General features: G+C 41.3%; 12 protein-coding genes. 2 read left to right on the forward strand and 10 right to left on the reverse strand.

The genetic code is table 11. The features are described 5' to 3' along the window. Positions 1-50 precede the first annotated feature (50 nt). From prfB to AC1VU3_RS05650, 4 genes are all read right to left on the reverse strand, one after another. A protein-coding gene (gene prfB, locus AC1VU3_RS05635) for a peptide chain release factor 2 (RefSeq protein WP_480388815.1) occupies positions 51-1,155 on the reverse strand; the annotation gives its coding sequence in 2 pieces (ribosomal slippage) (positions 51-1,079 and positions 1,081-1,155; 1,104 coding nt in all). Positions 1,156-1,177: 22 nt separating this feature from the next. Continuing rightward, positions 1,178-3,688, reverse strand: a complete 2,511-nt coding sequence (gene secA / locus AC1VU3_RS05640; protein WP_482983037.1) for a preprotein translocase subunit SecA — start codon at positions 3,686-3,688, stop codon at positions 1,178-1,180. Positions 3,689-3,957: 269 nt separating this feature from the next. Continuing rightward, on the reverse strand, positions 3,958-4,512 hold the full coding sequence (hpf, locus tag AC1VU3_RS05645) for a ribosome hibernation-promoting factor, HPF/YfiA family (RefSeq protein WP_480388816.1): 555 nt from the start codon (positions 4,510-4,512) through the stop codon (positions 3,958-3,960). 486 nt (positions 4,513-4,998) lie between these two features. Then, positions 4,999-5,493, reverse strand: a complete 495-nt coding sequence (locus AC1VU3_RS05650) for a C40 family peptidase (RefSeq protein ID WP_480388817.1) — start codon at positions 5,491-5,493, stop codon at positions 4,999-5,001. A 381-nt stretch (positions 5,494-5,874) separates the two neighbouring features. On the opposite strand from AC1VU3_RS05650, the gene AC1VU3_RS05655 reads away from it, so the two are divergent. Further along, positions 5,875-6,666 carry an SDR family oxidoreductase gene (locus tag AC1VU3_RS05655; RefSeq protein WP_482982994.1) on the forward strand — a complete coding sequence of 264 codons (792 nt, stop codon included), beginning with the start codon at positions 5,875-5,877 and terminating at the stop codon, positions 6,664-6,666. 91 nt (positions 6,667-6,757) lie between these two features. Here AC1VU3_RS05655 and AC1VU3_RS05660 read toward each other — a convergent pair whose 3' ends face one another. Together AC1VU3_RS05660 and AC1VU3_RS05665 are read right to left on the reverse strand one after the other, a co-directional pair. After that, on the reverse strand, positions 6,758-6,973 hold the full coding sequence (locus AC1VU3_RS05660; protein ID WP_482982995.1) for a hypothetical protein: 216 nt from the start codon (positions 6,971-6,973) through the stop codon (positions 6,758-6,760). Positions 6,974-7,131: 158 nt separating this feature from the next. After that, the gene (locus AC1VU3_RS05665; protein ID WP_482983038.1) at positions 7,132-7,917 is read right to left on the reverse strand and encodes a DUF5677 domain-containing protein; all 786 of its coding nucleotides are present in this window, start codon (positions 7,915-7,917) and stop codon (positions 7,132-7,134) included. A 363-nt stretch (positions 7,918-8,280) separates the two neighbouring features. Between AC1VU3_RS05665 and AC1VU3_RS05670 the strand changes: the two genes are divergently transcribed. Next, positions 8,281-8,409 carry a hypothetical protein gene (locus AC1VU3_RS05670; protein WP_482982996.1) on the forward strand — a complete coding sequence of 43 codons (129 nt, stop codon included), beginning with the start codon at positions 8,281-8,283 and terminating at the stop codon, positions 8,407-8,409. 239 nt (positions 8,410-8,648) lie between these two features. On the opposite strand, the gene AC1VU3_RS05675 is transcribed toward AC1VU3_RS05670, so the two are convergent. The 4 genes from AC1VU3_RS05675 to leuB form a co-directional block, all read right to left on the reverse strand. Further along, positions 8,649-9,494 (reverse strand): VOC family protein, encoded by an 846-nt coding sequence (locus AC1VU3_RS05675; protein ID WP_480388819.1) that lies wholly within the window; start codon positions 9,492-9,494, stop codon positions 8,649-8,651. Positions 9,495-9,581: 87 nt separating this feature from the next. Continuing rightward, positions 9,582-10,160, reverse strand: coding sequence for a 3-isopropylmalate dehydratase small subunit (gene leuD, locus AC1VU3_RS05680; protein WP_480388820.1), 579 nt, complete (start codon positions 10,158-10,160; stop codon positions 9,582-9,584). Positions 10,161-10,171: 11 nt separating this feature from the next. After that, entirely contained in the window at positions 10,172-11,581 is a 1,410-nt protein-coding gene (gene leuC / locus AC1VU3_RS05685; protein ID WP_482982997.1) for a 3-isopropylmalate dehydratase large subunit, read from the reverse strand. Positions 11,582-11,597: 16 nt separating this feature from the next. After that, on the reverse strand, positions 11,598-12,698 hold the full coding sequence (leuB, locus tag AC1VU3_RS05690) for a 3-isopropylmalate dehydrogenase (protein WP_480388822.1): 1,101 nt from the start codon (positions 12,696-12,698) through the stop codon (positions 11,598-11,600).

The raw sequence follows: 12,698 nt of genomic DNA on the forward strand, positions 1-12,698 counted from the left end.
AATACTCCGGTGCCATAATTTCATTATAGCACCAGAGTAAGTTTCGTCTATTAATTTATTTTTGAGCGAAGGTAGGCATGAATAAATGCATCTAACTCTCCGTCCACCACGGCATGGACATTTCCGCTCTCGTAGTTCGTCCGGTGATCCTTCACCATTGAATAAGGGTGGAATACATAGGAGCGTATTTGGCTTCCCCATCCAATTTCCTTTTGTTCTCCACGGATTTCAGCAAGCTGTGCCTCCTGCTCTTCAATTTTCAATTGATATAGCTTGGATTTTAACAGCTTCATCGCTTGCTCTCTGTTTTTAATCTGAGAGCGCTCTGTTTGACAGGTTACGACAGTGCCAGTTGGTAGATGCGTAATACGGACAGCAGAATCTGTCGTATTAATATGCTGACCACCAGCACCTGTAGCACGATACGTATCAATTTTTAAATCTTCTGTACGAATTTCAATTTCAATTTCATCCGTAAATTCCGGCATTACTTCACAGGATACGAAGGAAGTGTGGCGACGGCCAGAAGAATCGAAAGGAGAAATCCGAACGAGTCGATGTACTCCCTTTTCTGCCTTCAAATAGCCATAAGCATTATGCCCTTTGATCAGCAATGTAACGGACTTAATCCCCGCTTCATCACCAGGAAGATAGTCGATTGTTTCCACCTTGAAGCCACGTTTGTCAGCCCATCGCTGATACATACGTAGAAGGATGGCACCCCAGTCCTGGGATTCTGTCCCTCCAGCTCCCGGATGAAGCTCGAGAATAGCATTGTGCTTATCATACTCTTCACTAAGCAGAAGCTGTAATTCAAATTCCTCTAGGGAGGAAGTGAACTCCTTCAATTCATTGCCTAGCTCCTCCTGTAGCTCTTCGTCTGGCTCTTCCTTTATTAGCTCAAGCGTCATTTCTAGATTTTCTTGCGTAGAAACTAGCTCCTTATACTGCTCCACAACTGCCTTTAAGGCATTTAATTCATTAATCGTCTTTTGAGCCGCTTGCGAATCATCCCAAAAATCAGGGAAAGTCATGACTTCCTCCAGCTCTTGGATACGAGCCTCTTTGTTTTCTAAGTCAAAGAGACCCCCTAAAGTCATTTAACTTTTCAGATGTACGGTCTAATTCATTTCTTACTACTGAGATTTCAATCATTGCAAGTTCCTCCGTGTTTCTCTTATCTTACTGCCCCATGACAGTTTTTATATTTTTCTCCACTTCCACATGGACATGGCTGGTTACGGCCAACCGCAGCTTCTTTGCGAACTGGTTTTTTCTTCACTGGTCCGCCTTCTTCTTTCGGATTTACCGCTTGCCCTTTTGCAACCTCTTCACGTTCTAAGTTGCTACGAATTTCTGCCTTCATCGCATATTTCGCTACGTCCTCTTGGATAGCCTCTACCATTGTTTCAAACATCGCAAAGCCTTCGCTTTGGTATTCACGCAATGGATCGGTTTGACCGTATGCTCGTAAATGAATACCTTGACGCAGCTGATCCATCGCATCAATATGGTCAATCCATTTGGAATCAATGGAACGTAACAATACTACCTTTTCAAATTCACGCATACGCTCTGAGGTTAACTCTTCTTCTTTTGCGTCATATAGACGAAGCACTTCTGCTTTTAATTTCTCAATAATTTCCTCTTGAGAGAGATCCTGAAGCGTTTCTTGTGTGATAACACCCTCTGGAAGAAGGTTTGCATGTGCATAATCTTCAATTGCCTTCAGGTTCCACTCCGCTTTATTATCTGCATTTGTATGAGCCGTAACAAGACGCTCTATTACATTGAAAATCATTGATTCCACAAGCTCACGCATGTTGTCTGTTTCAAGAACCTCATTACGCTCCTTGTAGATAATTTCCCTTTGCTGGCGAAGCACATCGTCATATTGCAATAGGCGTTTACGAGAGTCGAAGTTATTTCCTTCTACACGTTTTTGTGCCGATTCTACTGCTCTAGATACCATTTTGGATTGGATTGGCTGTGAATCGTCCATTCCTAGCTTGGTCATCATGTTTTTCATGTTGTCAGATCCAAAACGACGCATTAGCTCATCTTCCATAGAAAGATAGAATTGCGTTACCCCTGGGTCTCCTTGACGACCAGAACGTCCACGTAGCTGGTTGTCAATACGTCTAGATTCATGGCGTTCTGTACCGATTACTGCAAGGCCGCCAACTTCTATTACACCTTCACCAAGCTTAATGTCCGTACCACGACCAGCCATGTTTGTTGCGATCGTTACTGCGCCAAGCTGACCTGCTTCTGCAATAATTTCCGCTTCACGCTCATGGTTTTTCGCATTTAATACATTATGCTTAATGCCGTGCTTTGTTAATAGCTGTGATATGATTTCAGACGTTTCAATTGCTACCGTACCAATCAGCACAGGCTGTCCTTTTTTATGACGCTCTGCAATATCCGCAGCAACTGCCTCAAATTTCCCTTTCATAGATGCATAGATTAAATCTGGTCTATCGTCACGCATGATTGGACGGTTTGTTGGAATTGCCACTACGTTCATGTTGTAGATGTTGCGGAACTCTTCTTCCTCCGTCTTCGCAGTACCAGTCATACCTGATAGCTTGTCATACATACGGAAGAAATTTTGGAAGGTAATAGTCGCCATTGTCATGGACTCATTTTGAATCTCAAGACCTTCCTTCGCCTCAATTGCTTGGTGCAAACCATCGCTATAGCGACGTCCCTTCATTAGACGACCAGTGAAGGAGTCAACAATGACAACATCCCCATCTTGTACAACATAGTCCACATCCACGTGCATGGAAACATGTGCTTTTAAGGATTGGTTAATCGCATGGTTCAGACGTACATGAGTCAAATCAAATAAATTATCAATATTGAATGCTTTCTCCGCTTTTTCCACACCATCGTCTGTTAGAGTTACTCCTTTTGTTGTTTCCTCGTATGTGTAGTCCTCGTCCTTTTTCAGCGTACGAACGAATGCGTTTGCTTGCTTATAAAGGACAGCTGCTCTATTTGCTTGTCCTGAGATAATCAAAGGCGTTCTCGCTTCATCGACCAGGATAGAATCCACCTCATCGATTACAGCATAATGTAGAGGACGTTGAACTTTTTCTTCCTTATAAAGAACCATGTTATCTCTTAAATAATCAAATCCAAGCTCATTGTTTGTGGAATATGTTACATCAGCCGCATACGCTTCGCGTTTTTCTTCCTTCGACATGGAGTTTAAATTTAATCCTACCGTCAAACCTAAAAACTTATATAATTTACCCATTTCTTCCGCATCACGGCTAGATAGGTATTCATTGACTGTTACGACATGAGCTCCTAGGCCCGGAATAGCATTCAAATAAACTGCCATCGTAGAGGTAAGTGTTTTCCCTTCCCCTGTCTTCATTTCCGCAATGTTTCCATCATGTAATGCAGCAGCACCCATAACTTGAACGCGGAATGGATACATTCCAAGGACTCGTCTTGCACCTTCTCTTGCTACTGCAAAAGCTTCTGCACGCAATTCTTCTAGCGTTTCTCCATTTGCATATCTCTCACGGAATTCAACTGTTTTTGCGCTTAGCTCTTCATCGGACAATGCTTCCATTTTTCCTGCAAGAGCTTCCACCTGGTCGGCGATTTTCTCTAGCTTCTTCAGTTCACGTTTGTTCAGATCAAATACTTTATTTAAAACACTTAGCATGTTATCTTCACTTCCCATTTAGTCTTACTCTCCATTTTACCATTCGATAGTACCCTACGCAAATAAGCTAATCAAAATAGTCTTACATAATTAGGTAGTTCACTTCTAGTAAGGTTCTCGTGCCATGTCGAATTAATGTCCATGTTTCATTCACACTGTTGCTTTATATACAGTTCGAACTTGTACTATTTATATGTGGACACCTCAACGAAAATTGTAGAACACAAATAGAAAACCCATCCCTAAAAAAGGGATGGGTCGATGTCGATTTAGTTTGTTTCGATTAAGCCGTATTTTCCATCTTTACGTTTATACACAATGTTAGTTCCCATAGAATCTGCATCAGTGAAGATGAAGAAATTGTGACCAAGCATATTCATTTGTAATACTGCTTCCTCTTGATCCATTGGTTTAAGATCAAATTGCTTCGTACGTACGATATTGTATTCATCTTCTTCTGTAGCTACTGGTGCATCCGGAGCTTCGATTGTTGCAAAGTATGCTCCAACACCTTCACGCTCACGGAATTTGCGGTTTACTTTTGTTTTATATTTACGGATTTGTCTTTCTAATTTATCTACAATTAAATCAATTGCAGCATACATATCTGAATGACGCTCTTCTGCTCTAAGAGTCAAGTTTTTCATCGGGATTGTTACTTCTATTTTTGTTTGTTTATCATTATAAACTTTTAGATTGACGTTTGCTGTAGCTTGAATATCCTCATTAAAGTAGCGGCCAACTTTGTCGATTTTCCCTTCAACGTATTCTCTAATTGCAGGAGTCACCTCAATATTTTCTCCGCGAATGTTAAAGTTTAACATGTAAACTCCTCCTTTAATTTAAGCTCTATAATAATATTTCTACACCAATCTATAATATCCTGCTTTTTTAAAATATATTTATTTAATTTTTGTCGTTTTTTGTCGAATCAGTGAACTCTGCTTATTTCTTTTTTTCTGCGATTCTTTAATTCATTTACGATTAGACAAAATCCTAGCACCATTCGGACTAATATCTACAATATAGCATTTTCCTTTTTCCGAGAGCTCAACCTCCTTTTCCTTATCCTTCTGCATAATTAAACGGAAGCTCGCCTTGCTCGGTTCACCAAATGTATAACGGAAATACTCATTCCTTTTGATCCCTCCCGGTCACGATTTTCATCTTTTTTCCATTATGACGAAGGAGTCCCAAATAATCAACTATATACATTCTATTTTCACCAAGCTTTAGTAAAATTATAATTACTTACCAAAGAAAAATGCTCTATCGCTTTAGTATACGATAGAGCACATTTTAATATGTTTTTATTCGTTTTTAGCTACAGTAACCTCTGCTACACGCTTAGCACCAACATAGCGTTTCCCCCAATAATATGGGTCGCTTAGTTTATCAATTTTTACACCCTTTGAACTGGATGAATGAATAAACTTACCATTTCCAATGTATATTCCTACATGTGATACACCTTTACCAGATGTATTAAAAAATACTAAATCACCAGAGGCTAAGTCATCTTTTTTCACCTTTGTACCAGTTGCATACATCCCTGAAGAAGATCTTGGTAAACTTATTCCTAAATCCTTGTAAACATACCCCACAAATCCTGAGCAATCAAAACCAGCTTTTGTCGTGCCACCGCCGCGATATTTGATACCAATCAAATCTTTTGCTGTTGAAACTAAGTCGGATGAATTTACAGAGCTTGCAGCTTCGGTATTAACAGCGAATGTTGTTGATACTATAAGAAAAGATAGTACGAATATAGCCATGGCCTTTTGCAACATAGATCTCAATCTCATTTGGCTCCCCCAAAACTTAATTTTCTGAAAATTTATCTAAACCCATCTTACCACTTTTTAAACTCTTTTATTTTTACAATTGTGTAACAAATATGTTACAGAGAACGTCTAATTCTTTTGGATAAAAAATAGAAAAAACGGGACAAGCCTTGCTATTACTGCATTTCTAAAAAATCAATTCGACAGAAACCTCTCTTGAGAATGACTTATACTCCCATCAACCAATAAAATATGAGTTTTTTAGAGGAAATTCTACTTAGGCATATTGTCTAATGTTCTAGTTCTAATTACATTTTTTGGAATAGTAAGAATGTCCGTAAAGACAGAAGGCTTTTTTCTCGGTAAAATGTATAGAAAGACCAAGGAAGGAGAGATGTTTTTATGAATTTAGGACTGAATGGAAAGCGCGTAGTTGTCATGGCTTCGAGTAAGGGGTTAGGGAAAGCGACTGCCACTCAATTCGCAAAAGAAGGGGCATTTGTTTTTATTTCGAGTAGAAGCGAAGAGGAGCTACAGGCCACTGTAGAAGAGATTCGAAACGTCTCCGAAACCGAGCAGGTCTTCTATCAAGTATGCGATGTAACAAAAGAAGAGGATATCCAAAGCCTTTTCGATACAGTGAACAAGCAGCTCGGAGGGATCGATATCTTAGTAAATAATGCAGGTGGCCCAACTGCCGGCGGGTTCGACCAGGTAAATGATTCCGATTGGATCAACTCATTTGAAAAAAATCTACTAAGCTACATACGCACAATCAGACTGGCTCTCCCGCATATGCGTGAGCAAAACTTCGGCAGGATCGTAAACATTTCATCCTCCTCAACGAAAGAGGTTATTGATGGACTTATCTTGTCCAACACCTTCCGATTAGGGATGGTGGGGCTATCTAAAACCTTGGCGAGAGAAAATGCCAAGTACAATATCATGATAAATACCGTAGGACCAGGGAGAATTCAGACGGACCGAGTGACAGAGCTTGATGAAATTGCAGCTAATAAAAAACAAGTGTCGCTAGAGGAAATCCGCCAGGGTAATCGCGAGGCTATCCCGATCAGACGTTACGGAGAACCAGAGGAATTCGCAAAGGTTATCACTTTCCTATGCTCCGAGGCAAACTCTTATATGACCGGGCAAAGCTTAGTGGTCGATGGTGGTATGTTGAAGGCGCATTGATAATAGGGATATAGAGATATATACAAAATAAAAGGTCATCATGATTGTATATCATAATGGCCTTTTTATTAGAAGAAAGTCTGGTTCTCCGTTAACGGCGGACGCTTACCCCGGGTACGGCTCCAGCCTTCTCCTTCGCTTCGCTCAGTCCGGGTGCTTCCGCTCGTACTGTTCCCGGTGGTGTCGCCGCCTGCACTTCGAACAACCTATGTCTATCTCTATACTTGGTATTAATATAAAGAATGAATAATCTAGCACTTCTTACTAATGGGTTTCGTTTACCTCCCCCCGACATTTCAGCGATCAACCATAATATCCCCCGTAATTCTTAGCTCATCTAATGTTTGCTAATTTCTTTCTATACAAAGTTTATAAAGTTCTTCTTTAAATGTATAAAAAAAGAAGTCAACAAACTACACTTCGTAATATTATAATCCAATTTTGTACTTGGGTTAACTTGTGGGACTATTTCATTTTGCGATTGACTCTGACGTTTAGATTAAACAATGTTAACGCACTCATTAGCCCGTAATAGTTTAATACGTCTCGTGTACTTTCCATTAACAATAATGAACAAATATTAATATTTAACGATGGATTAATATCGAATTTTCCTATCTTCACTTCATTGGGGCTGACTTTTATTCTAGATAATGCATTACTGGAATGAACTTCTTTTGATAAAAGACGGTAAATAATCTCATACTCTGTTTGCATCCCCATTTTTATGCTGAGCTGTTCTACACTGCGAGTCTTACCATCTATGTCGTACCAATTATTCTTTTCAAATTCTGGTTCCCTTAAACTTTTATACTCTTCTTTAATTCTTTCGAAATAGTCGGGGTCAGGATTCTCCGAAAACACTTTATCGACATCTTCAATCGAAATATCTAAAAAATCTCTAATTCTCCTTGCTACTTTATTCGTGCCCCTTATTTTATCAAATAATTGCAAGTCCTTCACTCGTTCTCCATATGCGTAAAGTTTCCCTCTTCTTTCAGTATCTTCTTGTAGGATAAATTTCAAGTAAAGATGTGATTCAAATATCGACCTGCTTATTAAATCGTTGGAATCATAACATTGAGCTTCTAATAAAACTCTTAAAGACTTCGTTTTAGATATCATATCTTCAAGTAAACTAATTATTACTCCATCATGAAAATTAAATTCTCTTTTATTAGCAGGTTGTTCAAACTCTTTCAAAATTTTTTCGGCAACTTTATCAGACTCTCTAATAATAATAGCAAGCATTTTCAAAACTTATCGCCCCTTCCCACATTAGGTCTCAACTGGTATATATATCCATTGTACCAACTGTAAAGAAATTTGTACCAGTATTCATTTTTATATTTTTCATATTAAATAAAATTACTCCAAGTGCGTTCAAATTGAATCGGTAGCTAGGAGAATCTTTGTCTTTTTATAAACTGACCAATATTAAGGATTAGCAGCCGGCTCTTTGCGATTATCCTTCATATCTTGACGATTATAGAGGCAGTCTTGACGATTCCATGACCTATCTTTACGATGAAGATTTTCTGCCTCCCAATCTTAACGATTAGCGACCAGATCTTTACGATTAACCTTCGTATCTTGACGATTATGGAGGCAGTCTTGACGATTCCACGACCAATCTTTACGATGAAGAATTTCCGCCTCCCAATCTTAACGATTAGCAGCCGGATCTTTGCGATTATCCTTCATATCTTGACGATTATGGAGGCAGTCTTGACGATTCCATGACCTATCTTTACGATGAAGAATTTCTGCCTCCCAATCTTAACGATTAGCGACGTGGTCTTTGCGATTAACTGGTTGGATCTTGCGATTACGGTCCTGATCTTGCGATTATAGGGATGAATCTTGCGATTATGCGGGAATCTTGCGATTATCAAACGATGACTATTATCATAGACAACAACCTTCAAAGCAATGTTATCTCCAACTAAAAACCGCCACCTATACGGTAGCGGTTTCCTCTATCACTTCACAACTAGCTTCATTCTATTTTGCGATGGATCCTTAACTATAAATACCCCGTCTTCCTCACTAACAGATATCCCCTTCTCCCCAAGCCTCTCAATCACCTTTTCCCTTTCCTCAAAAGAAGGATAAACAACTGTAAAAGCCTCGAGTCCGGTTGCTGTATCCGGAGCTGGCTGTGCGCCTTGACTACCCCATGTATTGAATCCGATATGGTGATGGTACTTGCCGGAGGACATGAAGAGTGCACCTGGATATGGGGTTACTAATTCAAAGCCTAGAAGCTCGTAGAATTGCTGAGTTGCTTTTAAATCAGCCACTTGTAAATGGATATGGCCCATTAGCGTTTCTTTCGGCATGCCTTTCCATTCGGTATGCTGACCTGCCTCTAAGACACCTGCTCCGTCAATTGGTAAGGAGTCCATTGCTACGTTGCCTTTCTCCCAGTTCCATTCATTGTCTGGACGATCTCGATAGATTTCTATCCCGTTTCCGTCTGGGTCGTTCAGATACAATGCTTCACTGACGATGTGGTCGCTTGCTCCTAATTGGATATTTGATTCAATGGCATGCCGTAGGAACGCACCTAAATCTGCTCGACTAGGGAGCAATATGGCTAGGTGGTACAAGCCCGTTGTTTTTGGTGGCTTCGCCGTTACTTCTGCTGGCTTCGTGATGGAAACAAGTGCTGTCTCTCCATCTGCTGTATAGACTATTTTATTGTCCGTCTGCTCTAGAACTTGGAAGCCTAGCACCTCTTGATAGAAGCGATTGGATTTTTCTAAATCCATTACCTTTAATTCTACTAACTCCACGTACGTCAAAGGCTTTTGATGATATTTCATAGGATAACCCCTCTGCAGTTACTTTTCGTAACTAATTATATTTTAGTTACCGCTATAAGTCAAGTGTCCACAAAAAAACTCACCAGCTTAAGCCAGTGAGCGTTCCTCGTATGCTTTTATGTGTTCCTCATATTGAAAGGTCAGTGAAATTTCATCCCAGCCATTAAGCAGCATTTTCTTCTGATAAGGGTCGATATCAAAATGAAAGACCGTGCCCTCCTCGCCGATTACAGTTTGCTCCTCTAGGTTTACCTCCATCAAATACGTTTCTTTCGCTAATAGCTGCTCCACCTCTTCTACCCCTAGCTTGATTGGCAATAGACCATTTTTCATACAGTTATTATAGAAGATATCCGCAAAGCTAGGTGCAATGACCACACGAAAGCCATAGTCAAATATTGCCCAAGGTGCATGCTCACGAGAGGAGCCACACCCAAAATTGTCTTGTGCAACTAAAATAGAGGAGCCTTTGTAGCGAGCATCATTTAAAATAAAATCTTCTCTTTCATTCCCAGCCGAATCAAATCTCCAATGATAAAATAGATACTTGCCAAAGCCTGTACGTTCAATACGCTTCAAAAATTCCTTCGAGATAATCTGGTCAGTATCGACGTTCTTTCTATTAAGAGGTGTGATAACACTTTTCACTATATTAATCGGTTCCATGGTGTTCCTCCTTACACATGTGCCAGCTGAAATTTTCTTACGTCCACTATATGACCTTCTATTGCGGCAGCTGCTGCCATTGCTGGACTCATTAAATGAGTTCTAGCGCCAGCTCCTTGACGACCTTCAAAATTTCGATTGGAGGTGGAGGCACAATGCTCTCCGGCTGGTACCACATCATCGTTCATCGCAAGACACATGCTGCAGCCCGAGTCTCTCCATTCAAACCCAGCATTCTTGAACACTTGGTCAAGCCCTTCCTGCTCTGCCTGAGCCTTCACGGTTTGCGATCCTGGTACCACGATGGCATGCACGTTAGGATGTACTTTTCGTCCTTCTACTATCTTAGCAGCCGCTCGCAAATCGCTTATTCGAGCATTCGTACAGGAGCCAATAAATACATTGCTGATTTGGATATCCTCAATCGGCATTCCCTCTTGCAAGCCCATATATGCTAATGCCTTCTCATGTGCCTGCTGGTCACTAACATCTGTGAAATCTGCCTTATATGGGATTCTTTGCGTCACGCCAGAGCCCATGGAAGGATTTGTCCCCCAAGTGACAAACGGCTCTATTTCGTCAGCGGAAATTTCCACCGTTTTATCGTATACTGCTCCCGAATCTGTCGCCAACGCAAGCCAGCGCTTCGCTTCTTCTTCAAAAGCTTCACCCTTCGGAGAATACTCACGTCCTCGTAGAAATTCAATCGTTGTTTCATCCGGGCTAATCAAACCAGCTCTCGCTCCAGCTTCGATTGACATATTACAAATAGTCATGCGCTCCTCCATCGAAAGCTTCCTAATAGCGTCCCCGGTGTATTCCACGATATAACCGGTACCCATGTCGATGCCAAACTTGGAGATAATCGCAAGAATAATATCCTTTGCAGCTACGCCATGACCTAGTTCCCCTGTCACTTTGATTTCCATTGTTTTCGGTCTGGCTTGCCAAAGCGTCTGAGTGGAAAGCACATGCTCCACCTCACTAGTACCGATTCCAAATGCGATAGCTCCAAAAGCACCGTGTGTGGAGGTATGGCTGTCTCCACACACAATTGTTTTTCCTGGCTGCGTAAGGCCTAACTCGGGACCAATGATATGCACAATCCCTTGATCTGGGTGGCCAATATTTGCAAGAGGGATGCCAAATTCCTCGCAGTTCTGTTGAAGTGTATTAATCTGCTTGGAGGCGATGGGATCCTTTATTACGTGCCTATTGAGGGTTGGTACATTATGATCCATCGTCGCATAGCATAAGTCCGGTCTGCGAACCTTGCGATTATTTATACGTAAGCCTTCAAACGCCTGAGGTGAAGTAACCTCGTGTATTAAATGAAGGTCAATATAAAGAAGATCCGGCTTCCCTTCCTCTCGATAAACCACATGCTGCTCCCAAATTTTTTCAATAATCGTCTTTGCCATCCCGCTCTCTCCTCACTTACACATATGAATACATGATACTATCGGAAACAAACTCTAAATCTAGTTCATCTAATACCTTATCCGTCCATTCTTTTGTGGATAAAACCCTACTACCTTTCGGCGCCAAATCACCTGTAAAGAATCCATCATTTAGTACACTATTAACGGCTTCCTCTATTGCTATAGCCTCTGTTTCCATTTGGAAGGACTCCCTTAGCATCATTGCCGCAGAAAGAATGGCCGCTGCTGGGTTTGCCTTATTCTGTCCAGCGATATCAGGTGCAGAGCCGTGCACCGGTTCGAATAAACCAAAGCCATCCTCTCGCATACTTGCAGATGGTAGCATACCTAGAGAGCCTGTTATAACAGAAGCCTCATCGCTCAAAATATCTCCGAACATATTCTCCGTCACGATTACATCAAACTCCGCCGGGCCTGTAATTAGCTTCATGGAAGTAGAATCTACGAGCATATGCTCTACCTTCACATCAGGGTAGCCCTGCTTCTTCTCTTCCACAATTTCACGCCACAGCTTACTGGAATCTAATACATTCGCCTTGTCAACGGATGCCAGCTTCCCTCTCCGGCTTCTCGCAAGCTGGAAGGCCACATCGACAATTCGCTCGATTTCTTCTCTTGTATAGACAAGGGAATCTACTGCGTAGTCATTCGTTTTCTTCCTTGGCTCTGCGAAATATAAGCCTCCGGTCAGCTCTCGCACAATGACCATATCTACATGTTCCGCGATTTCCTTTTTCAAAGGAGATGCGTCTAATAGTGCAGGGATCGCCTTCACCGGGCGGATATTCGCATAAAGCCCGAAATGCTTTCGAAGAGCCAGCAAGCCCTTTTCCGGACGTAAGTGAGATGGATACTGATCCCACTTTGGACCTCCAACGGCACCTAAAAGGATTGCATCACTCTCGCCACACATACGAATCGTCTCTTTCGGCAGGGGGTTTTCAAATGCATCAATCGCCGCTCCCCCAATGACGCCGTATTGCATATGAAAGGTATGGTTGTAGCGTTTGCCGATTGCCTTTAACACCTTAACGGCAGCCTCTGTCACCTCTAAGCCGATTCCATCGCCTGGTAATACAGTGATTGTTTTTTCCAT

The sequence above is a fragment of the Psychrobacillus sp. Z16_25 genome (assembly GCF_056856695.1).

Coding starts and splice junctions, on each gene's coding strand:
- secA (WP_482983037.1), bottom strand. CDS start 3,688: ATGCTAAGTGTTTTAAATAAAGTATTTGATCTGAACAAACGTGAACTG.
- hpf (WP_480388816.1), bottom strand. CDS start 4,512: ATGTTAAACTTTAACATTCGCGGAGAAAATATTGAGGTGACTCCTGCA.
- AC1VU3_RS05650 (WP_480388817.1), bottom strand. CDS start 5,493: ATGAGATTGAGATCTATGTTGCAAAAGGCCATGGCTATATTCGTACTA.
- AC1VU3_RS05655 (WP_482982994.1), top strand. CDS start 5,875: ATGAATTTAGGACTGAATGGAAAGCGCGTAGTTGTCATGGCTTCGAGT.
- AC1VU3_RS05665 (WP_482983038.1), bottom strand. CDS start 7,917: ATGCTTGCTATTATTATTAGAGAGTCTGATAAAGTTGCCGAAAAAATT.
- AC1VU3_RS05675 (WP_480388819.1), bottom strand. CDS start 9,494: ATGAAATATCATCAAAAGCCTTTGACGTACGTGGAGTTAGTAGAATTA.
- leuD (WP_480388820.1), bottom strand. CDS start 10,160: ATGGAACCGATTAATATAGTGAAAAGTGTTATCACACCTCTTAATAGA.
- leuC (WP_482982997.1), bottom strand. CDS start 11,581: ATGGCAAAGACGATTATTGAAAAAATTTGGGAGCAGCATGTGGTTTAT.
- leuB (WP_480388822.1), bottom strand. CDS start 12,698: ATGGAAAAAACAATCACTGTATTACCAGGCGATGGAATCGGCTTAGAG.